Here is a 22,382-nt window from a genome sequence, read left to right as displayed (position 1 = left end):
CGTAATGCAAATGAGTAATTAAATTACGTGAATTATTCATTGCTCATAATGTTCAAAGTTGCATGCTGTGAATTAAATTTTAGATTTCAATCTAATTATTCCAGGCATCTTTACTACCAGCATCATAAAATTCTATAACTACATTTTTTCCAATAAATTTATTAAGTTTCTTTTCCACTTTGTCTATAAATTCATTTTCTTTTCCATCCCGAAAAACAGCAATACGTTCCAATTTTTTAGATTCCCATTTCCTCCTTTTAATTCTTTCTAAAACATGATCATCATTGTCATTAAAATTCCATCCATAAATAGTTATAGACTCATCTATATCATTGAATGCATTATTATAAACAGTATTCAAGTAGGCGCTATTTTCAATTGAGCCAATTTTTTTCTTTTGTTCCTTCACATACAAATAAAGGAGAACAACTTCCTAACTTCCACTGAACATATATCGTACCAAGCTGTGAAAGCTTAGTGGAGGACAACTTTATTTCGGATTCATCTAAATTTTTATTAATATATTTTGCAAGAGAGATATTGCCATGAAGATAAAAAACTAAGGTCGGGGGTGAGGTCGATTTATATGGCTTTCTTAAAAACTCATAATCATAATTAAATAAATTTCCTCTTTCTCCTTTGCAAATAAAACCATCTTTAATTATATTTTCAGAGTATTTTAAAATTGACTTACCAGTAATCACATTTAACTTATCAGTTTCCTCATCTGTAGAAATCCTAAAAATATTTTCATCCATTTCAAAAAAAGCTCTTGTAAATAATCGAAATTATTTTTAATTTTCTCAAACTTTCCATTAGGGGAAAAATAAAAGAAACTATTATTTCGAAATACGATCCCATTTTTATAATGCAATTTTTTTCTTATTTCATGTATATTTTTTTGTACATAAGGTACTCGAAGAATTCCATATCCCCTGTTTCGACAATTTATATGAAACATTGTCCAATAAAGAATCAAATCATAATTTAAGCTTATAATGGTTCGGAAATTTTTAATAAAATGCGAAATTTTTCAAAATTGTCTATTTCAATATTATTAAATGTAGGATGTATATCTCTAAGCGTATTAATTAATAAATTTCTAATTGATTCATAAGATTTTGTTATTTTTTGTTATTTATTTTTAAAATCTTATTTATTGTTTGAGCTTGTGTTAAAACATGTAAAACTTTTTCAAAATCGTTAGTTTGAAAAGAATCGAATATTGATTTTGTTTCGGAGTTTAATAATTTCTGCTTAAAAGCCTCCTCATGAAGGGAAGTATATTTGAATTTATGACAGACAGCTATACTGGCACCATTCCCCAATATTAAGGTATCAGTATATTTGTCCTTTATATCACTCCAAGTTTTTATTTTCATAAATATTCTAGGTATTTTTTGTTCTATAAGTATAGTTAAATATTTTTATAGTTGTTGGAGTCCTTTGGTGCTCTCCCAACAGAGCTTGTTTGAATAATATGACCATCGCATTGAAGACTGTTAGAGCCGGAGAATCGAAAAACTGATGAGGGATAATAGATAGACAATATAACTACTAATAACGATATAATAATTTTGAGGTTCGACACTTAATCAACATGAAGACTTTTTATAGCTGGAAATAGCTCCCCCACCTCAACTTTCAAACATTTAGCAATACGTATAAGATTTAATGTCGCAATGTTTCGCTCACCGCGCTCAACACTACCCATATATGTTCTATCTAACCCCACTTCGGCGGCAAATGTCTCTTGAGAGAATCCCTGGGCTTTACGAAGCTCTCGTATTCTGCTGCCTAGTTTAGTTAGAGAAGGATGTTTTTTATTCATCCAATTAGAATATAAGTGGTATACTTATAGAACCACGGACTATAAGTATCAATTGTTATAAAAACATATAGAGGCATGTATGAATACCATTTCTACAAATAATGGTCTGTATCATTTAGATCCCTTTGCAAACGAAGCAAAGCTTGAACAAGCAATTAACAATGTTAAATTTGAGCTTTTTGGGAATAATCGTTTCTATCTGGATATAAAGAAAAAAATTGGTAAAAAGGGAGTTCATGGGAACATCCCTGATGGGTATTTAGTGGATCTAAATAATAATACTCCTCGATTATATTTTGTTGAAAATGAGTTAAGTAGACATGATGCATTTAAGCATATTGGCGCACAAATTATGGGATTTTTGCTTCATTTGATGCTGATCCGAGAAAAATCAGGAACATTTTATTTGAAGAACTAAATAAAAATTTTGATTTAAAAAATATATGTGAAAATTACATCTCTTTACATAACTATAGAAATTTTGACCATTTCCTTGATTGCCTGATAGAAAATCTTCTTTCCGTTCTTATAATCATTGATGAAGAACATATTGCTTTAGAAAATTTTGTTATTCCTAAGCTTAACATAGATGTTGATGTTCTTTACTTAGCTCGTTATAAGAGCGTTGATAACGATTATATTTATCATTTCAGCCCATTTCTACAAAATGTTATTGAAGATAATAATGGTGTGGTTCGAGTTAAAAATATTAATCCATTAGAAATTGACACTATCGTCGTTCCCATTAGAGAACAATGGTTTCATAATTTTTTAACTGAAAGTCGGTATTATGGACTGCGATTGGAAAGTTCTATGAGAGAAAGAATAAAATACATTGCTTGCTATCGTGTGTCACCCATTTCAGCTATTACTCACCTAGCAACGATAAAATCTATTTAGCCTTGGGGAAAACTGGGAAATGGCTTATAAATTTTGAAAAGATAGAAGAAATTAATACTATTCCGCTAAATAAAAATGGCAAAGTAAAAGCACCTCAAAATCATAGATATACTCTTAGAAATAAATTATTAAATGCATCAACTTTAGATGAGAGAGTGTTCATCTAACTGTGTCACCTCGCTAGTTATCTAAGCCCTATATTTAATCTATCTTCAAAATAGATGTGTAACTGGGAAATGATAAGCGCCCAATTGTGCATGGGCTGATTCCATTTTTCCAGCACTTTCAAGCACAATAAATGAGCTTAATAAGGGCGTTTTCACTGGTGAAAGCGGCTTTATTTTTAGTGTATTTGCGGATTTGTCGATGAAAGCCTTCCACAATGTTAGTAGTATAAATAATGCGCCTGAGTTCTTCTGGGTATTTAAAATATTGGGATAGAGCCTCCCAGTTATTATTCCATGACTTCAATACAGCGGGGTATTTTTGCCCCATTTTATCTCTAACTCTATTAAGTGATGCTCGGCTAGCTCTTTGCTGGTTGCTCTGTACACAAGCTTTAAATCGGCCATGAACGCTTTCTGGTCTTTACTGACTACATACTTTAGGGAGTTGCGAATTTGATGAACCACACAAAGCTGCACTTCGGTTTTAGGAAACACCTCAGCAATCGCCTCAGGAAACCCTTTAAGCCCATCAATGCTTGCAATGAGGATATCCTCTACGCCACGGGCTTTGAGGTCATTTAGAACACCAAGCCAGAAGCGAGCCCCCTCATTTTCAGATAAATAAAGACCTAAAATATCCTTCCGCCCCTCCGGTGTTACTGCAAGAACTGTATAAAACGCTTTGCTAGTCACTTTCCCTCGACACGTACTTTAAAATGCATGGCATCTAAAAAAGCAATAGGATATACAGACTCCAAAGACCGATTGCGCCATTCGGTAATCATAGGAAGTAATTTATCTGTGATAAGGCTGATTTTAGCTGACGATACTTCTAAACCATACATCTCGGCTAGGTGTTCACTTATGGCTTCGTAGCTCATACCCAGGGCATATAAGGCTAAAACTTTGTTATCTAGGGATTCATTCAATACAGTTTGACGCTTCTTGACAATTTCTGGCTCAAAACTACCGTCTCTATCTCTTGGTGTCTCTAAATCAAAAACACCGGAAGTGGATTGTATGGTCTTGGTCGTTTTGCCATTGCGTCGATTCGTAAGTCCGGTTTCATGGCACGCTTCCATATGCGTGTCCATTTCACCTTCCAAAGCAGCTTCTAATAGTTCTTTGATTAACGGCGTTAATATCCCGTCTTTACCCGTCAAGGATTGACCTGATTTTAATTGAGATATCGCATCTGCTTTGAAATCATTGAAATCAAAATTCGCTAAATCTATTTTTTTATTCTTATTCATTGTCACCTCTACAAAATTGTACAAATTATATCAATTTTTTAGAGATGACACAGTTTTTGAACACTACCTTAGATGACATTTAAATCTACCTAGATCTCTTTTACTAACACAGTCAAATTTCCCTTTTATATTAAGGTAAAGAAAAAATTGGCAAACCGCCAACAGCCACTCGCCTATCCTGCTGTTCAATTAATTTGATTATTTTAAAGCCATCATCAGGTAAAAGATTGCCTGCTAGTATTTGGTTTAATACTTCGGTTACGTTAGTTATTGAATTAGCTTCTTCATAAACGGGTAATTCAAATTGGATATGTTTATGAACAGCCTTTGGCAATAATCTTTCAATACATAGTTTTAGAGCTGTTGCATCACCTTCTAGTGCCATTTCAACCATTTTATTAATAAGTTCTTCTGCTTTTGGTTCTAATAATTTTAACATTTGAGTTTGTTTATTTAATGCCCCCACAGGTCTTCCAGATGGATTACCACTTTTTCCTGGCTGAAATTTCATAATGGCTCCTGTTTATTGTCTGTATTTTACAGAGAAATATTTTTTTATTCGTTTTTAAGTTCACTAAGTTAACCGCAGTGTACATAGTGAACTTAAAATATATTATTTTAATCTTCTACAAACTGAATATTTCGATATGATAACCATCATTACGTGGTTTTTCCTCAAAGACCATCCTAAGCCCTGTGATGGCTAATGCAGGTGCCAATCGTTTTAGAGCATTGGACAAACCTTTAGGTGACTTAGGCCATCCTTGTGACCACGGCTGATACCAATGTAATACTTCCAGTAGATTTGCATAGGTTCCTTTATAATGCTGCTCTTTTTTGATGAAATTCATAACAGCAACTGCAACAGAAGAACTATCTAATGCACTCAACATACTTTCTTGAAGGTTTGATCTATAGGTATTTTCAAAACTGCCATCTGGTAAGTTGAGAGACAGTTCTAAGGCTTTCCCTAAGATAGCAAAACTTGCCATTCTTGGTTTTTCTCGAAGGTTGACACTAGGAATATAGGATAAAACTTTTACTAATAAATCCAGCAAGCCAGTAAAGATTTGTGGAAGCTCATGATTGAATGCGGCATCTAACTCAACATCTGATTTTCTGCCTGCTGTATTAATTATTGGTAACGCTATGGCGATAGTTCGATCCAGTAAATCCTGTCTATTAATTAAGTCACCGATACCGTTCATGATTATTGGTCTTTTTATATCAAGAACAACTTCTTCACCAGTTGTATATAATCGTCTTTTAGCAAAACCGCCCCCAGTAGATAAACAGCACATATCATCCTGATTTTCGGCTGTTAATTTGCTCACATTATTATATGAAACAAGATAATTATTCTGAGCTGCTGTAATAATGTCATCAGAATTTTTTGGAGGGTTACGTAAATTTGAAGAACTTGGATCAATTAGTTCTCTAAGCCTGTCTTGTGTTATGCTTTTTCCAGATCCCTGAAAGCCTGTAAGCAGCAGAACTGGATATGGGGTATTTGGTAATAATGCATCTAAAAGCCATGCTGTAACTAAAAGTTGTAATTCTACTGTAATATTTACATGCTTCCATAGAAGATTTAAATTACCACTCTGTGGAATGGGTGTTGGTAATGCTCTCATATTCTGAGAACCAACGAATTTAATGGGCGATTTTTCTAGTAATTTCCATCCATGTTTTGATATTTCTACAACTTGCCATTGTTTATTAGCAAGGTTGATATATATTTTCCCATCTAAATAACCAACTCTAGTGAATATCTTACAACGAGAACCTTCGTAAAAAGCTTTTCCCTTCAGGACAGAGAGTGCGTCAATAAAGGCCGGTCCATGAATGGATTTTTTATAATTTTTCCAAAATAGAAATGAAACCCACTCTTTAAATTTCGCACTATCTAACGGCCATGTTTCATAATGATCAATATTTTTAAAAGTTATGTATGGGTTATTTTGTTCATCATGAAAAAGCTCCTCATTTTTGATGAGTTCAAGTAATAAGGCCGTTTTACTTGGTGCACAAACTTGCTGTACATCATCATTTAACAAAGTATCTGTGTTACAATCGTTGTTGTTATTTGCGCTTGTTTTAGCCGTTAGTTGTTTCGCAGACATTCTGACGGCATTGCTTTTACATTCCATTACTTGTTTCCCCCATTATGCCGGCTTTCCCTAATTTTATTCTCTATCCATTGATCTATTTCAGTTTCAAGCCAACCAACAGATCTTTTGCTTAATTTTATAGGGGAAGGGAAAGTATTATTAGCCATCATCAAATATATTGATGAGCAGGATATGCCGGTTTTGGATTCAACATCAGGAAGTCTTAAAATTCGTGATGATTTTGCTTGTTGCTGTTGCATTTTGTATCTCCTTAATGTGTTTAGGAACAACTCCATTAGAAATCAACAAAATTAGTTTGTAACGATTCAAAGGGTTATGAGCACTATTAAAAACTGCCCTCTTAGGTTCAATTAACCCAATGAAATTTAAAGAATTATTGGGGTGTTAGGTTAAATTTTATTGCGTCTTCTATTCCCTCCAGATTTATATACTTCAGGGCGTATAATAGAATCAATTTCTTTCGCATTTTTAATACTGAGTTTATGATCATTAATTAAATAGCTAACTATCTCTTCAGATTTCGGAGGGTGCTCCGGATCGAAATTGTGCCAAAATTTCTTCTCAGCTATTAATAAAATATTTATAAGGGGTGAACTATAAGATAATTTATCTGGCCTAGGCATGTCTAAGTATTCATCAGCTTTTTCTGAATCAATCCACATCGAACCCCAGCCATATTTTTCTATGTACTGTATTTTATTTTGGATATTATCTTCATATTCGTTAGTATTCTGAAAATTCAGATAAACTCCTTCGGGATGATTAAGCCTGATTCGTTCAACTTCACCATTATCTAAAACAATTGGCTTCCCAGAATCAAAAATAATATAAAATAATAATAAACATTTTATGGCTGCTTCAATTAATAGTTTTTGTTCATATTCGGTATAGTTTGTGAGTAGGGTTAGCTTTTTCACATCAATGTCCGCAAATTGTATTGAAGAGTACATATTAATCATCCTATTTTAAACTGAATAACTTCATTCCGACTCACAACCAGTTCCTCTAAATAATCTCCCCAGCTTTGCATCATCTGCCGACGTTCTGGTAAATATTCAGCATAGTTATAAGCTGCACGTATATTATTTCTTTCTGCATGAGCAAGTTGTCGCTCTATGGCATCAGGATTCCAACCTTGCTCGTTGAGTAAAGTAGAAGCCATACTGCGAAAACCATGGCCTGTCATTTCATCAGAGGTGTACCCTAAACGTCGCAAAGCTCCTAAGATAGTGTTCTCTGACATAGGGCGTTGTGGAGTACGAATACATGGGAATAGGTATTTACCTTCTCCGGTGTATGGTTTCAATTCTTGTAAAATATGAATTGCTTGAGTACATAAAGGCACAATATGTGTTTGACGCATTTTCATTTTTTCAGCTGGGATACGCCATTCAGCCTTTTCTATATTAAACTCAACCCACTCAGATTGACGCAACTCACCAGGTCGTACAAAAAATAACGGCGCTAACTGCAAAGCACATTTTGTAACAAAAGAGCCCTTATATGCATTGATAGCGCGTAATAATTTACCAACTTCAGTTGGCTCAGTAATACTGGCATGATGTCTTTTCTTAACGGGTGCTAGTGCCCCTTTTAAATCAGCAGAAATATCACGATCGCCACGTTCAGTAACAATACTGTAACGAAATACTTGACCACAGATTTGTAAAATACGGTGAGCTGTTTCTACTGCTCCTCTTGCTTCAACTCGACGTAATGCAGAGAGCAATTCAGGGGCAGTTACTTCCTTAATAGGACGTTTACCTATCCATGGAAAAATATTCTGCTCTAGGCGAATTAAAATTCGTTTACCATGATCATCTGTCCACTTGGGAGTGAATTTTGCGTGCCATTCACGAGCAATTGCCTCGAAGCTGTTTTCTGCTGCTTCTTTCTTAGATCGTTTGATGGAATTTTTTAAAACCCCTGGATCTATATTATTAGTGAGATATTTTCTTGCATCTTCGCGTTTATCCCTAGCTTCAGCCAAACTCACTTCTGGAAAAGCACCTAAAGACAATTTCTTTTCAATTCCTGCAAATCGATATTTCAACTTCCATAATTTGGAACCACTTGGATTAACCAATAGGTATAAACCTCTTTCATCAGCCAGCTTATAAGGCTTTTCTTTAGGTTTTGCAGCTTTAATTTGAACAACAGTTAGCGCCATGGGGGCCTCACATTTATTACAGATCAAAAAGCCCCTATATAGGCCCCACTTTAGAGCTAGAAGTTGGGGGCTTTCTTTGGAATTTGTGGGAAGAAGATTAAATAAAAAAAGCCTTATAATCAAGGCCTATTGGATGTTTTTGGAAGATTTTAGAAGTATATATGGTGGAGGCGGCGGGAATCGAACCCGCGTCCGCAAATCCTCTGCCGTCAGCTCTACATGCGTAGCCTTGTCTATTAATTTAACTGCTTCCCCTCCGACAGGCAGGATGGTCGGCAGCGATTCCCTGAATTTCGCAATCCTGATTCGGGATGGACCAGGACACTAGCTTGTCTTCTATGACCGCTGAGTCGATACCGGCAAGCAGGCTCGGTCAACGGGACGCTGGTTTTATGGCAGCGCACAAGGTAACACTATCGAAGCGGATTAGGCAGCGATAGCACCACCAGCAAAGTTTTCATCGTTTGCATTTATGTTTAGTGAGCCTTATTTACGAGAGATCTCATTCTCGGCATGCACTTCAGGTTTCGCAACCCACGTCGAAGCCAGGTCGCCCCCAATTTGTACACTTACAGTATAACATAAAATCGAAGCGGGATGCCCGCCTCGATTAAAAATTTTGTCTATGAACGAATGCCATTGTGCAACAGCAGGGCATCGATTTTAGCATCCCTGCCGCGGAAGCGGTGGAACGCGTCGCGGGCTTTTTTTGAGCCGCCGACTTCAAGGATATCCTGCAGGAACTTACGCCCCGTGCTCTCATTAAAAATCCCCTCTTCCTCAAACCGCGAATAGGCATCACTGGACAAGACTTCCGCCCACTTGTAACTGTAATACCCCGCCGCATACCCGCCGGCAAAAATATGGGAAAAGCTATGCTGGAAGCGGTTGTATGGCGCAATCGGCAATACCGTGGTCTGATCGCGAACATCCGCCAAAATGGCGGATACCCAACCGGGTTCATGCCCCTGGTATTCGCGATGAATGCGAAAATCAAACAGCGAGAACTCAAGCTGGCGCATCATGCCCATGGCGGATTGGAAATTTTTCGCAGCCAACAGCTTGTCATACAGGCTGTCAGGCAAGGTCTCCTGCGTCTCCACATGGCGGGTCAGCAATTGAAGCGCCTCCTTTTCCCAACACCAGTTTTCAAAAAACTGACTCGGCAACTCCACTGCATCCCATTCCACGGCATTAATGCCCGAAGCCCCCAGGTAATCGACCCGGGTTAACAAATGATGCAGGCAATGACCCAATTCATGAAACAGCGTCAGCACTTCGTCATGCGATAACGTGGCCATCTTGTTGCCGGCGGCCTTGGCAAAATTGCAGGTTAAGGTGGCAATCGGCAACTGAATTTCACCATTGGCCAAACGCCGCCGGCCCTGCAGCGAATCCATCCAGGCGCCGCCCCGTTTTTGCTGGCGCGCATACAAATCCACATACACATAGCCGCGGGTCAGATCATGCTCATCAATCACACGGTAACACTTCACGTCCTCATGCCAGACATCCACATTGCTCATCACTTCCATGCGCATGCCATAAAGGCGGTTGACAATGGTGAACATGCCCTTCATCACCGTGTCCTCAGGAAAATAAGGCCGCAACTCTTCCTGGGATAAATCATAGCGGGCTTTACGCATTTTTTCAGACACGTAGGCAATGTCCCAGGAGTTAAGCGCAGTCATGCCGTACTCTTCCTCAGCAAAAGCCTTAAGCGCAGTGAACTCTTCTTTCGCCTGGTGGCGGGCCCGCTGCGATAAATCCAGCAGAAAATCCACCACCTGCTCCGTTGATTCCGCCATTTTGGTCGCCAGCGACAGCTCCGCGTAATTGGCAAAGCCCAGCATCGCAGCTTTTTCATGTCGCAGCGCCAGGATTTCGTCAATGATGGCGGTATTGTCAAATTGGCCAGCGTTAGGCCCCTCATCCGAGGCACGGGTCACGTAGGCGTGATAAAATGTTTCGCGCAAGCCGCGATCGTCGGCGTAAGTCACCACCGCCAGATAGCAGGGAAATTCAAGATTAAGCATCCACCCGTCCATCTGCTTTTCCTGAGCCAGTGCCTTCGCTGTCAACATCGCATGCTCCGGCAAGCCCTGCAGCAGTTTCTCGTCCCTAATGTGCAGGCTGAAAGCCTGTCCGGCATCCAGTACGTTGTTGTCAAACTGGTTCGATAATTCAGACAAGCGCGTTTGTATGGCTTCAAACCGTTGTTTTTTCTCGCTGGACAAGGCCACGCCCGACAATTCAAAATCCCGGAGCGTGTCGTCTAAAATCTTCTGCTGCGCCTCATCGAGTACGCTTTGGTCAATGGCACGGATGGCTTCGTACAGGCGCTGGTTCTGGCCGATGGCCGAATCATAGGCTGACAGTTTGGGTAAACAGGCCTGGTAACAATCGCGTAATGATTTGGAATTAACCACCGCATGCAGGTGGCCCAAAGGCGCCCATAACTGCTCCAGGGTATCGTCCATTTCCTCAAGCGGGTGCATGAGGTTATCCCAGGTGAACGAGGTCTGGTTTAACAATCGCTCAATCTGGTCTAGGTGGTGTTGTAACAATTGGTCAAGCTGCGCCGGAAAGGTCTCGAGCTTAATCGCACTGAATTGGGGTAATTGAGGGGTTGCCATGGCCTGTTCTCTCGTAAGCAAATAAGGCAAGCATAGCATTGAAAATCCGTTAGCTCCATGGCAGGCGACGGGATTCAGCTGGCGACCAGTCCTTCAGGCGGCGGCAGCGCGTTCACATCAGGCTCAGGGGTTTCAGAAGGCTTCTGCGGGACGTCAGGGGCAAACAACCCCAGGCGGACCAGGGTTGCGGCATGCGACACTTCCAGTTGCGCCACCTTATCAGCAGGCCGTTGTTTCTCCAATGCTGAGAACGCCAGAAAACCAGCGATGGTGATGGTGACCAGCAGAGCGCCTGCAATCAGCGGCACAAACGGCCCGAAAGAGGCTAAAAACGGCACGGTTAACACCATCGCCAAAAACAGGACTGTTGTGTTGGCCACGCTCAGCAAGAGGCGTTTCTTCTCAAAAAGAATGCGTGCATCGAGATGCGTGAGGTAGCGGCGCGCTTCATCCGTTTCCGCAGGGTTGTCCTGCCGTTCAAGCTGTTCAATACGCTGCACATGCTCCTGGCGAAGGCGCTCAAGGCGGCCAAGCTCAATGGATGCCCGAATCGCCGCAAGCAGAATATCATAGGCAAACAACACCGTGGTCATGTAGGCTCCGACCGGCGCGAGCGGCCCCACCAGCACAAAACAATTCAGTAATCCGGCAATCAGCCAGACGGAATCATTGCCCAGTTCAAACCAGCGGCGCTGGAAATGCAATTGCAGTCGGGTTGAAACACCGAGCGCACGCTCTTCCTTACTCATCCAGCGATCGCTCGGATAAAAGTGCTTGCCCATCACCAGCATGTTAGCGGCCAGGCGCGGAATAAAAAACAGCCAGGATAAATAACTGAGTGCCGGATTAACAAATTTGGTGACGGGTTTAATGTCTTCAGCCCGCTTAAGCAACTGAGCAATCGCATCAACAAAACGCTTGGAACGCACAACAAAAAGCCTGAGCCAATTGGATTTTGCGGTCATGGTGCGTACTTGCTGGGTAAACGTATCGGGTTCGACCTGTTCGCTTAGCGAGGTAAACTGATACCCGCGAGACTTGAGCAATTTCCGATAAAAGAGCTGATCCTTGCGTAAGCGCTCGACTTCACGTGGAACATTCAGATAATAACGGTAAAGATGAGCCAGCAATTCCGACATCATCAAGGCGCTCGCGACCTGTTCGGTAACTTCCTCAAGATTGGCATTTTTTCTCAGCAAATCAGACGACAATTGCGCGCAAAGAACACTGTATTCAATAGTCAGCACCAGATGTTTCTTTAGCAGGGGACGGAAAAAAGACACAGGCTGCTGGTTTAAATAGTCACTGAATGACCAGGGTGCGTCATGCGCTATGGGCAATGGCGGCAGGGTTTTCATCAGGGTTTGCAAACGATACATGAGTGCGGTCATACACTACCTTGCTCGAATGTGATGGTCACAAAATTGTCCATTGAGTAAAATTTTTGCAAAATTTGCGCATTGTAATACATTTCCGTCAATAAAAAAACATCCTGCCGTGCGCCTCAAGCAGCTTTATCCTTGGCATAATTCAGGCCAATAATCTCAAAAAGCCAGATTAAACTGCTTTTTTACTTCTTCCAAGCTGTTTAAGCACATTTTTTAAGCAAAAGGCCACCGAAAGCAACTTGCTGATTAGCGGCTTCTGAGCGACAATACGCGCACTTCGATCAGCGATTTAAAGAGAGCGCATGAGTTTTTCAAATGAACTGGCCAATGCCATCCGCTTCTTAAGCATCGACGCCGTGGAACAGGCGCAGTCAGGGCATCCCGGCATGCCGCTCGGCATGGCAGACATCGCCTATGTCCTATGGCATAAATTTTTAAAGCACAACCCGCTAAATCCGCACTGGTTCGACAGGGATCGCTTCGTTCTCTCCAACGGCCACGGCTCGATGTTACTTTATTCGCTGCTGCATTTAACCGGTTATAAGCTTAGTATCGACGACTTGAAAAATTTCCGTCAACTGCATTCAAAAACGCCGGGACATCCGGAACGGGAAGATACACCGGGTGTGGAAACCACCACCGGCCCTCTGGGGCAGGGGCTTGCCAATGCCGTGGGCATGGCAATCGCGGAAAAGACGCTGACCGCCCAGTTTAATCGCCCCGGACATGAGCTGGTTAATCATCACACGTACGCTTTTGCCGGCGATGGCTGCCTGATGGAAGGCATTTCTCATGAAGCCTGTTCGCTGGCCGGCACCCTGGGCCTTGGCAAGCTCATCGTGTTTTATGATGACAATGGCATTTCCATTGATGGCAACGTCGAAAACTGGTTTCGCGACGACACGGCCATGCGCTTTAAAGCCTATCACTGGCAAGTCATCGGCCCCATTGACGGGCATGACGAGGCCGCCATCGAACAGGCCATTTTAGAAGCCCGTGCTGAAACGGCAAAACCCAGCCTGATTATCTGCAAGACGATCATTGGCTATGGTTCGCCTGTCGCCGGCAGCGAAAAATCACACGGCGCGCCCTTGGGCGCTGCCGGCATTGTCCAGGCCCGCAACACCTTTCATTGGCCGCATCCGCCTTTCGTCATTCCCGACGCGATTTATGCCGCCTGGGATCACAGTGAAAAGGGCCAGCGTGACGAGGATGACTGGATTGCCCGCTGCCAAAGTTACCAGCAGCAGCATGAGCAGGATTATTTTGAATTTCTGCGCCGCATCAATGGCGATTTGCCTGATCAATGGCCCTCGGTCAGTAACGCCTTTATTGAGCAATGCCGCCTCAATGACAAGGCGCTGGCTACACGCAAAAGCTCGCAGCTTTGCCTTGAGGAGTTCAGTAAACTGCTGCCAGAATTATTGGGAGGCTCAGCAGACTTAACCGGTTCAAACAACACCGATTGCTCCAGCAGCCGCCCCATTACCCATGCGCAGTTTAATGGCAATTACCTGTTTTACGGCGTTCGCGAATTCGGCATGGCCGCCATCATGAACGGCCTCGCCTTGCACGGCGGTTTTATTCCTTACGGCGGAACCTTTCTGGTCTTTGCTGACTATGCCCGCAATGCCGTGCGGTTAAGCGCGTTAATGAAGCAGCGCGTCATTTATGTGTTTACCCATGACTCGGTGGGTCTGGGTGAGGATGGTCCCACGCATCAACCCATCGAACAGGCATCCATGCTTCGCAATACCCCGAACATGCAGGTCTGGCGGCCGGCGGATCTGATGGAAACGGCGGTTGCCTGGCAGCAGGCCATTGAACATCATACCGGTCCATCGGCTTTGCTGCTGTCACGTCAGAACCTGCCGGCCCTAACCCATCAACACAACGCCCGCGATCGCATCGCCCGCGGTGGGTACATTCTCATGGATTGCGAGGGAGAGCCTCAGGCTATAATTATAGCGACAGGTTCTGAAGTCCAATTGGCTGTAGCCGCAGCCGCCCAGGCGAACAGCCAGGGTCATCGCGTCAGAGTGGTCTCCATGCCCTGCTGTGAGCGTTTCCTTGCCGAAGAGGCTGCTTATCAGGAACAAGTGTTGCCCAAGACTGTCCGTAAACGCATTGCCATTGAAGCGGCCGCGACCTCGGACTGGTCTCGTTTTACCGGCCTGGATGGCGTGATTATCGGCATTGACCGTTTTGGCGTTTCAGCCCCGGCCGCACAGGCATTCAAGTATTTGGGTATTACCGTTGAGAACTTGTCACACAGGCTCAATACCCTGTTAGAAACAGACTCTTTATGAGTCGCCAGTATTTTGGAGAAGTGAAATGACGATAAAAATTGCTATCAATGGTTATGGGCGTATTGGCCGTTGTGTGTTACGAGCCATTTATGAGTACGGACGTCAGAATGAATTTGATGTCGTGGCCATTAACGATTTGTCCGGGATTGAAACCACAGCCCATCTGACCCGTTTTGACTCCACACATGGCCGCTTTGCCAGCGAAGTCCGTGTCGAGGGCGACAGGCTGTTGATTGACGGCCACCCGATTCGCGTGATTGCCGAGCGCGATCCCAAAGCCTTACCGTGGAAAGACTTGAACGTGGACATCGTGCTGGAGTGCACCGGCCATTTCACCAACCGTGATGCCGCCATGCAACATATCGCAGCCGGGGCTAAAAAAGTATTGATTTCCGCCCCCGGTAAAAACGCCGATGCCACCATTGTTTACGGCGTGAACCATCAAACCCTGCAGGCCACCGACATTATCGTGTCCAATGCCTCCTGCACCACCAACTGTTTAGCCCCCGTGGTCAAGCCGCTGCACGATGCCATTGGTATTGATCATGGCCTGTTAAACACCGTGCATGCCTACACCAAGGATCAGATGCTGTTAGACGGCAGCCACAACGATCTGCGCCGTGCGCGCTCAGCCACCCAATCCATCATCCCAACCAAAACCGGCGCCGCTGCAGCCGTGGGTCTGGTATTACCGGAACTGGCTGGCAAACTTGATGGCTTTGCGATGCGGGTCCCGACCTTGAATGTCTCCGTGATTGATTTTACCTTTACACCATTGCGTGAAACGTCAGTCAACGAAGTCAATGACATCATGCGCCGTGCCAAAAGCGACATTCTGCACATCAGCGATGACCCGCTGGTGTCTTGCGATTTCAATCATTACCCGGCCTCTGCCGTGTTTGATACCACCCAAACCAAAGTTCTGGGCAACCTGGTTAAAGTGGTGGCCTGGTATGACAACGAGTGGGGCTTCTCTAACCGCATGCTCGATACCGCCAGTTGCATGATGAATCGTTAAGGACAGGATGATGAATTTAATCAAGATGAGTGATTTGGATCTGCGCGGAAAACGGGTATTAATCCGCGAAGATTTAAACGTTCCCATTAAAGATGGACTGATTACCAGCGATCAACGCCTGCAAGCCGCGTTGCCCACCCTTAAAGCCGCCCTGGAAGCGGGCGCTGCCGTCATTGTCCTGTCCCATCTGGGACGGCCGGAGGAAGGGAAATTTGACAAACGTTTTTCATTGGAGCCTGTCGCACACTACCTGGATCAACATCTTGATTACCCAGTTCGCTTTGTCAGTGACTACCTCAACGGTGTAGAGGTAAAGCCGGGTGAACTCGTGATCTGCGAGAATGTCCGCTTCAATGTCGGCGAGACAGCCTATGATCACGTGCTGGCGAAAAAGCTCACCGCCTTGTGCGATATTTTTATCATGGACGCTTTTGGAACAGCGCACCGTGCACACGCGTCAACGTATGGCGTGGCGCAATACGCCCCCGTGGCGGCTGCCGGCCCCTTGTTGGTGAGTGAGCTTGAGGCGTTGGAGCATGTGCTTAAAGATCCCAAAAAGCCCATTGTGGCAATCGTTGGCGGCTCCAAAGTATCAACCAAACTGTCCCTGCTTCGTGAGCTGGTGGGCTTAGTCGATCATTTGATTTTGGGCGGCGGTCTCGTCAATACCTTTTTAAAAGCGCAAGGTTATGAAATCGGCATGTCCCTGTACGAAGAATCCCTTCTGGATGAAGCACGTACCGTCTTAGCCCTGGCGGAAGCCAAAGGCTGCAACATCCCTCTGCCGACCGATGTGGTGGTGGGCAAGTCATTCAGTGACAATTGCCCGGCATTCAACAAATCTTTAAATGGCGTCGCGGCTGACGACATGATCATGGACATTGGTCCGGATACCATCAGCCATTATGTCGACATCATTGAAGAAGCAGGGACCATTATCTGGAATGGACCTCTCGGCGTTTTTGAATTCCCGCAGTTTGCTTATGGAACCCGGGCCGTTGCCATCGCCATCGCCGACAGCAACGCCTTTTCCATTGCCGGCGGCGGTGATACCCTGGCTGCCATTGATTTGTATGATCTCAATGAGCAGATTTCCTATATATCCACAGGAGGTGGAGCTTTTCTGGAATATCTCGAAGGCAAAACCTTACCTGCCGTAGCTATTCTGGAAGAGCGTGCCCATGAACCGTCGAACTAAAATCGTTGCCACCTTAGGCCCTGCCTGCAGTCAACCTGACACCCTGCGCGCCATCATTGCCGCAGGGGTTGATGTTTTCCGCGTGAATTTTTCTCACGCCGACAAGAGCGTACTCGATACCATCAAACAAGCCAAAGCCATTGCGTCTGAACTGGAACGTCCCATTGCTGTCATGGCTGATCTGCAGGGACCCAAACTTCGCATCGGCCGTTTTGAACACAACCACATAACGTTAGTCAATGGCCAATCATTCATTTTAGACTGCGCCAACAAAGCCCTGGGCAATGAACAATGGGTGAGCGTCGCCTATGAAAACCTGTGTTATGAAGTGAGGCCTGGCGATTTGCTGCTGCTGGATGACGGCATGATTGAACTCAAAGTCACGTCGGTCGCACCACCGCAAATCATTTGCGAGGTGCTGGAAGGCGGCGTGCTTAAAAACAACAAGGGATTAAACCGTCGCGGCGGCGGTCTGGCTGCTAAAGCCTTAACGGAGAAGGATCGCGACGACATGCGTATTGCTGTCAGTATTGATATCGATTACTTGACGCTGTCGTTTGTCAAAGACAGGCATGACATTCAGGAAGCCAGGCAGTTATTGGCTGACTTAGGCGCACCGGACGTTCCCATTATCGCTAAAATTGAACGCACCGAAGCCTTGCATAATCTCACTGACATCATCAATGCGGCCGATGCCGTCATGGTGGCACGCGGAGATTTGGGCGTGGAAGTGGGGGCGGCTGAAGTGCCGGCCATTCAGAAACGCATCATTGAGCAGGCCAGGCGGCTCGATAAAGTGGTCATTACCGCGACGCAAATGATGGAATCGATGATCACCCACCCGCAGCCGACCAGGGCTGAAGTGTCGGATGTCGCCAATGCCATCCTCGATGGCACCGATGCCGTCATGTTGTCAGCAGAAACGGCAACGGGCAAATTTCCGGTCAAAGTGGTTACCATGATGGAAAAAATCTGCCTAAGCTCGGAAAAGCACACGTCGTTTTTGTACACAGCGGACAAGGAAACCTGCCATTATCACCGCGCCGATCAGGCCATTGCCATGGCAACCATGCACGCCGCCAATCACTTCCCCATTAAAGCGATCATCGCCATGACGGAATCAGGCGCCAGCGCCATCTGGATGTCGCGTCAATTCAGCAATGTCCCCATTTTTGCGGTTACAGCCAATGAACGCACCGTGGGTAAACTGTGCCTGGTGAATAACGTCTCCCCCATCCTTTTGCCCTACCACAACATCCCTGTCCAGGAAGTGAATGCCTGGGTGGTCAACCAGTTAAAACACAAATCCCTGCTTAAAGCCCATGGGTATGTGTTGTTGACCCGCGGCAGTACTATCGGCAAGGCGGGGGGAACTAACTGCATGGAAATTGTTCAGTTATAATGCGCATCATGCTTAAGACAGGCATATTCGCTTTGCTAATCGAAGCTATGGTATGATCCCGCTTCGATTAGCGTAAAGTGTAAAGGTGGTGTGTGTTCCATTTCAAACAAGTTCATTTGCAACGTATTGCTGCGCTTTTGTTTGTTTTGAGTATTTTTACCCTGCCGCTTAGCATGACCTTAAAATCCATCGCGTTAATCAGCGGCCTCGTCGTCGCCCTGTTAAGCCCCGATATACGCCGTCAACTGAGCAAAATCATCCGCGAACCCTGGTTTTATGGCATCGTCCTCCTGTTTGCTTTAGTCCTTCTTGGCGCGTTGACTGGCATAGCTGACTTAAAAAGCAAGTTGATTTTCATCAACAAGTATTCCAAATTTTTATTCATCCCCTTAATCGCTCTTGCTTTTCAGAGTGAGCGCCTTCGCTGGTTCGCAATTCACGCATTCCTTGCGGCCATGACCCTTACCTTGTTAATTTCCTTTTTCAAAGCCTTAGGCTGGGTAACCATGAATCCGGTCAATGATCCCGGGGCTGTGTTTCATAACCACATTGTGACCGGGTTTTACATGGCCTTTGCCGCCTTTTTAAGTGCCAATCTGGCCTTGAACCATAAAAACACCGCATTGCGTTTAAGTTACAGCCTGTTGGCCCTGCTGTTCAGTTATCAAACCCTGTTTATTAATACCGGTCGAACGGGGTATGTGATTTACTCCGTCTTATTGGCCCTGTTTTTATGGCAAAACATCCCGACACGTAAAATACCTTTCTACTTCCTTATTATTTTACCTTTCGCACTGCTGGTAGCCTACCACAGCATGGCGCTTAACACGGGCTTTAAAGCCATGGTTCATGACGTGCAGAATTACCAGGAAGGGAATAATAAAAATACCTCCGTCGGTTTCAGGCTTCAATTTCACCAGTATGCAAAAAAACTGTTTTTAGCCCACCCGCTCTGGGGCACAGGCACCGCCGGATTTACTTACAGTTACCGACAGGAGCAGCCTATTCCTGCCTGGGGGAAAAACCTGCTGGATCCGCATAACCAGTATTGGCTCATGGCGGCAGAGTACGGTGTTGTTGGCCTTGCCGTGTTATTTTTCTTTTTTCTGGCTTTTTTTCACGCCAGCCAACGCTTAAAGGACATGCGGCCGATGATGATTGCCTTGCTTTGCAGCTTCCTCGTCGCCAACCTGTCGGACTCGTTCCTGTTATTTTCCAATACCGGGGATTTTTTGGTTTTTTTTGCCGCCATTGCCTTGGGCGAGTCTCTGGAAAAAAAGCCTTCTCCACGCGAAAATTCAGTTGTTTCAGGTAGTACGGCATGCTAGTTGTTTTAATGTACCATCGTGTTTCAAATCTTTCACTCCCAGACCGCGTCCTGGCTTTCCAGCAGCATTTAAAGCAATTGGCTGGACACTACCCGTTTGTGATTCCCGGGGAGTCCCTGAACAGACAGCGAGTCAACCTTTGTCTTACCTTTGACGATGCCTATTATGATTTTTACCGCGAGGTCTTCCCTTTGCTGAAGCAGTACCAAATCAAAGCAGTGCTGGCTATTCCGGTAGGCCTTATTCTGGAAGACACAACACTCGATGACGCAACCCGTCTTGGCGTGCCTTATGCGGAGGCCATGGCATCTTATCAAAGCCATGCCACCTTATGTACCTGGAAAGAGATCAATGAAATGGTTTCATCCGGGCTGGTTATTCCGGCGGTGCACGGCATGACCCACCAGCATTTGACAGCCGAAGACGTCTGCCTTGAAACCGAGGTGGTTGCCGCCAAACACCGGCTTCAGCAACAAACAGGTTACACACCCGACACATTCATCTACCCTTATGGCAGCATGAATAGTCGCGTCAACCGACAGGTTAAAAGGCATTATCCTTACCGCATGCGCATTGGCTCTGCATCCAATTGGAACTGGCATAATGCTCACGGCCTTATCTATCGCATCAATGCCGAAGAATTCTGGCCTGACAATAAAGCCTTACTGTCAACCTCACACCGTGTTTATTTGGGGGCACGATGTCTTTTCAATACCTTGCGCTTTAAATAATAGAAGCCCGGTTTAGGCTCTTTCTAAGCCTGTGTGTCGCTAATTGCTGGCCTCTTTCTCTTCCTCGCGACGGGATAAACCCAGTTTTTCTTTCAGGCGGGCAACGGCCTCGGGATCATAGGTTTTTTTGACATTACGGTGCTTGACAATCACCGCCGCACTGCGCTTGGTTTGCATCACGGCCTCAGGACCCGATGCACTGTAGGCGGATAAACGCTCAGCGTATTGGGACGCATAGTCGCTAGCGTTTTGAGGATAGAGAGGGGACTGAGTGTCGCTTTTCACTGGCGTGGCAGGTGCTGCCTTGGCTTCCGCGGTGTTACGCGCGTTTTTAAGTCCCTTCTCAATTCGCCGCTTGATTTTAGCTGCCGCACGCTCCGCCTCGTCTTCAGTGACCACCGATACGGGATTCCCCTGTAAGTCAACCCGCATTTCCCGGGCTTTAAGGCAGGCCAGGTAATCGAGACGGCGGGTAAAAATAACCACGGCTTCACGCAACTTACTTTTGGATAAACCGGCTTCAGCCGCTTCCTCAGCAAAAGCAAGGATGTCATCCATAATGCCGGTTTTCAACGGTTGAATACGTTGACTGTTATCAAAGGCCTCCGGGAATTTTTTTGCCAGCCAGTTTAAGGCCTCGTGCCGGGCCCGTTTGGAATGGTTTTTTTGAGATTTGTTAATTACTGCTGTAAGAGGATGAAGTGCTTGCCTTCTCATGCTAAAACCTTGTTGAATAATCGAACAATAGGAACAATGCCGCCTGTTTGTCGAGAGACTGTATTGAAATTGCGAGTGGCCTATTGCAAACCAATTGGATACCACGTTCATTGCAAAATGCGCATGCAATGTACAATGTTTGGCAATCAATTGCAAGACGTTACCCTGCTTCCTTAAGGATTCGCCAAATGAAATTCGATCAGTGTATACTTTATTTATCGTTGCAACAGAGTACTATTCGATGAAACGACTGTTTTTTTTCTTTTTATCAGTGGCTTTTCCATGGTTTGTTCTGCTGATTAAAGATAACCCGGGTGGTGCCGTCATGGCTCTGATTATGCAGGCGTCTATCATTGGCTGGATACCCGCTAGCCTTTGGGCGATGCGTGTCCTTAAAGAATCTGAAAAGCCGGCCTCTGCCCGCTGATTGACTACCCTTCTTATTTTATGGAGAAACACATGACGGCACGCGTTATCGTAAATGGCGCCCTGGGCAAAATGGGCAGCCTGGCCTGCGACACCATTCAACAGCATCCTGATTTTGAGCTGGTGGGTGCATTGACGCGCAAGGATGATCTTCGCCGCGCCATCGTTGATACACAGGCTGCCATTGTTGTTGATTTGACTCGTGCCGACAGTGTGTTTGAGAACAGTCTGGCCATCATTGAAAGTGGGGCGCATCCAGTCATTGGTACGTCCGGTTTGCTGGATAAACAAATTGCCGCCCTGACTGAACTCTGCCATGCCCGCAAACTTGGCGGCATTATCGCGCCCAATTTTTCTATCAGTGCTGTACTGATGATGCGCTTTGCGGCCGAAGCGGCGCGCTACCTGAGCGATGTTGAAATCATTGAAGCGCATCACCCGCAAAAATACGATGCGCCGTCAGGTACCGCCTTAAAAACAGCGGAAATGATTGCTAAAGCCAGAGAGACAACGATAGAGCCTTCAGCCACGCATGAGTTGCTTACAGGTGCGCGCGGTTGTCAACATCAGGATATCCGCATTCATTCACTCAGGCTACCTGGCGTCATCGCCCGCCAGCAGGTGGTTTTTGGTTCCCTGGGCGAAACCCTGTCCATCACCCATGACAGCATTGATCGCGCCTGTTTTATGCCGGGTATCGTGCGCTGTTGTCAAAAAGTCCAGCAACTCGATGGCCTGTACTACGGCCTCGAACACATCCTCTGAGGACTCTGACT

The 22,382-nt window shown here is 44.9% G+C and carries 20 protein-coding genes, 1 other RNA gene and 2 pseudogenes; 9 read left to right on the top strand and 14 right to left on the bottom strand.

Annotation, left to right across the window (positions count from 1 at the left end; all coding sequences use genetic code 11):
* Positions 1 to 91: 91 nt before the first annotated feature.
* From GH742_RS15800 to GH742_RS00940, 4 genes and pseudogenes are all read right to left on the bottom strand, one after another.
* Positions 92 to 758 (bottom strand): annotated as a pseudogene (locus GH742_RS15800) (DUF4917 family protein).
* Positions 707 to 997 carry a hypothetical protein gene (locus GH742_RS15795; protein ID WP_370569536.1) on the bottom strand — a complete coding sequence of 97 codons (291 nt, stop codon included), beginning with the start codon at positions 995 to 997 and terminating at the stop codon, positions 707 to 709. Before GH742_RS15795 ends, GH742_RS15800 begins: the two are co-directional and overlap by 52 nt.
* Positions 998 to 1,124: 127 nt before the next feature.
* Positions 1,125 to 1,382, bottom strand: a complete 258-nt coding sequence (locus GH742_RS15705) for a DUF4917 family protein (RefSeq protein WP_203455754.1) — start codon at positions 1,380 to 1,382, stop codon at positions 1,125 to 1,127.
* A 209-nt stretch (positions 1,383 to 1,591) separates the two neighbouring features.
* Positions 1,592 to 1,831, bottom strand: a complete 240-nt coding sequence (locus GH742_RS00940; protein ID WP_203455753.1) for a helix-turn-helix domain-containing protein — start codon at positions 1,829 to 1,831, stop codon at positions 1,592 to 1,594.
* Between the two features lie 79 nt (positions 1,832 to 1,910).
* On the opposite strand from GH742_RS00940, the gene GH742_RS00935 reads away from it, so the two are divergent.
* A complete protein-coding gene (locus GH742_RS00935) occupies positions 1,911 to 2,249 on the top strand; it encodes a hypothetical protein (RefSeq protein WP_203455752.1) in 339 nt (112 codons plus the stop codon).
* Between the two features lie 767 nt (positions 2,250 to 3,016).
* Here the strand turns inward: GH742_RS00935 and GH742_RS00930 are convergent.
* The 9 genes and pseudogenes from GH742_RS00930 to GH742_RS00890 form a co-directional block, all read right to left on the bottom strand.
* Positions 3,017 to 4,151 (bottom strand): annotated as a pseudogene (locus GH742_RS00930) (IS256 family transposase).
* Positions 4,152 to 4,281: 130 nt separating this feature from the next.
* Positions 4,282 to 4,662, bottom strand: coding sequence for a DUF5681 domain-containing protein (locus GH742_RS00925; protein ID WP_203455751.1), 381 nt, complete (start codon positions 4,660 to 4,662; stop codon positions 4,282 to 4,284).
* Between the two features lie 115 nt (positions 4,663 to 4,777).
* Positions 4,778 to 6,301, bottom strand: coding sequence for a hypothetical protein (locus GH742_RS00920; protein WP_203455750.1), 1,524 nt, complete (start codon positions 6,299 to 6,301; stop codon positions 4,778 to 4,780).
* Positions 6,301 to 6,522, bottom strand: a complete 222-nt coding sequence (locus tag GH742_RS00915) for an AlpA family transcriptional regulator (protein ID WP_203455749.1) — start codon at positions 6,520 to 6,522, stop codon at positions 6,301 to 6,303. Before GH742_RS00915 ends, GH742_RS00920 begins: the two co-directional genes overlap by 1 nt.
* 150 nt (positions 6,523 to 6,672) lie before the next feature.
* On the bottom strand, positions 6,673 to 7,200 hold the full coding sequence (locus GH742_RS00910; RefSeq protein WP_203455748.1) for a hypothetical protein: 528 nt from the start codon (positions 7,198 to 7,200) through the stop codon (positions 6,673 to 6,675).
* Positions 7,201 to 7,238: 38 nt separating this feature from the next.
* Positions 7,239 to 8,453, bottom strand: coding sequence for an integrase arm-type DNA-binding domain-containing protein (locus tag GH742_RS00905; protein WP_203455747.1), 1,215 nt, complete (start codon positions 8,451 to 8,453; stop codon positions 7,239 to 7,241).
* A gap of 162 nt (positions 8,454 to 8,615) precedes the next feature.
* Positions 8,616 to 9,011: a transfer-messenger RNA gene (gene ssrA, locus GH742_RS00900) on the bottom strand.
* A gap of 65 nt (positions 9,012 to 9,076) precedes the next feature.
* On the bottom strand, positions 9,077 to 11,089 hold the full coding sequence (locus tag GH742_RS00895) for a M3 family metallopeptidase (RefSeq protein ID WP_203455746.1): 2,013 nt from the start codon (positions 11,087 to 11,089) through the stop codon (positions 9,077 to 9,079).
* Between the two features lie 74 nt (positions 11,090 to 11,163).
* Positions 11,164 to 12,480, bottom strand: coding sequence for a hypothetical protein (locus GH742_RS00890; RefSeq protein WP_203455745.1), 1,317 nt, complete (start codon positions 12,478 to 12,480; stop codon positions 11,164 to 11,166).
* Between the two features lie 299 nt (positions 12,481 to 12,779).
* On the opposite strand from GH742_RS00890, the gene tkt reads away from it, so the two are divergent.
* The 6 genes from tkt to GH742_RS00860 all read left to right on the top strand — a co-directional run bounded on the left by tkt (position 12,780) and on the right by GH742_RS00860 (position 20,463).
* Entirely contained in the window at positions 12,780 to 14,786 is a 2,007-nt protein-coding gene (tkt, locus tag GH742_RS00885) for a transketolase (protein ID WP_203455744.1), read from the top strand.
* A gap of 25 nt (positions 14,787 to 14,811) precedes the next feature.
* Positions 14,812 to 15,804: a type I glyceraldehyde-3-phosphate dehydrogenase gene (gap, locus tag GH742_RS00880; protein ID WP_203455743.1), complete on the top strand. Its 993-nt coding sequence runs from the start codon at positions 14,812 to 14,814 to the stop codon at positions 15,802 to 15,804.
* Positions 15,805 to 15,814: 10 nt separating this feature from the next.
* Positions 15,815 to 17,002 (top strand): phosphoglycerate kinase, encoded by a 1,188-nt coding sequence (locus GH742_RS00875; RefSeq protein ID WP_203456795.1) that lies wholly within the window; start codon positions 15,815 to 15,817, stop codon positions 17,000 to 17,002.
* Complete coding sequence (pyk, locus tag GH742_RS00870; RefSeq protein ID WP_203455742.1) at positions 16,986 to 18,404, top strand: pyruvate kinase; 1,419 nt, start codon at positions 16,986 to 16,988, stop codon at positions 18,402 to 18,404. Before GH742_RS00875 ends, pyk begins: the two co-directional genes overlap by 17 nt.
* A gap of 92 nt (positions 18,405 to 18,496) precedes the next feature.
* Entirely contained in the window at positions 18,497 to 19,732 is a 1,236-nt protein-coding gene (locus tag GH742_RS00865; RefSeq protein ID WP_203455741.1) for an O-antigen ligase, read from the top strand.
* Positions 19,726 to 20,463: a polysaccharide deacetylase family protein gene (locus GH742_RS00860; protein WP_203455740.1), complete on the top strand. Its 738-nt coding sequence runs from the start codon at positions 19,726 to 19,728 to the stop codon at positions 20,461 to 20,463. Before GH742_RS00865 ends, GH742_RS00860 begins: the two co-directional genes overlap by 7 nt.
* Positions 20,464 to 20,502: 39 nt before the next feature.
* Here GH742_RS00860 and GH742_RS00855 read toward each other — a convergent pair whose 3' ends face one another.
* On the bottom strand, positions 20,503 to 21,180 hold the full coding sequence (locus tag GH742_RS00855; protein WP_203455739.1) for a ProQ/FinO family protein: 678 nt from the start codon (positions 21,178 to 21,180) through the stop codon (positions 20,503 to 20,505).
* A 241-nt stretch (positions 21,181 to 21,421) separates the two neighbouring features.
* On the opposite strand from GH742_RS00855, the gene GH742_RS00850 reads away from it, so the two are divergent.
* Both GH742_RS00850 and dapB read left to right on the top strand, forming a co-directional pair.
* Positions 21,422 to 21,607 (top strand): hypothetical protein, encoded by a 186-nt coding sequence (locus GH742_RS00850; RefSeq protein WP_108291412.1) that lies wholly within the window; start codon positions 21,422 to 21,424, stop codon positions 21,605 to 21,607.
* Positions 21,608 to 21,639: 32 nt separating this feature from the next.
* Complete coding sequence (gene dapB, locus GH742_RS00845) at positions 21,640 to 22,371, top strand: 4-hydroxy-tetrahydrodipicolinate reductase (RefSeq protein WP_203455738.1); 732 nt, start codon at positions 21,640 to 21,642, stop codon at positions 22,369 to 22,371.
* Positions 22,372 to 22,382: the final 11 nt, after the last annotated feature.

Source organism: Legionella sp. MW5194, assembly GCF_016864235.1.
Taxonomy (GTDB): Bacteria; Pseudomonadota; Gammaproteobacteria; order Legionellales; family Legionellaceae; genus Legionella_C.
This window is presented reverse-complemented; position numbering and strand designations above follow the sequence as displayed.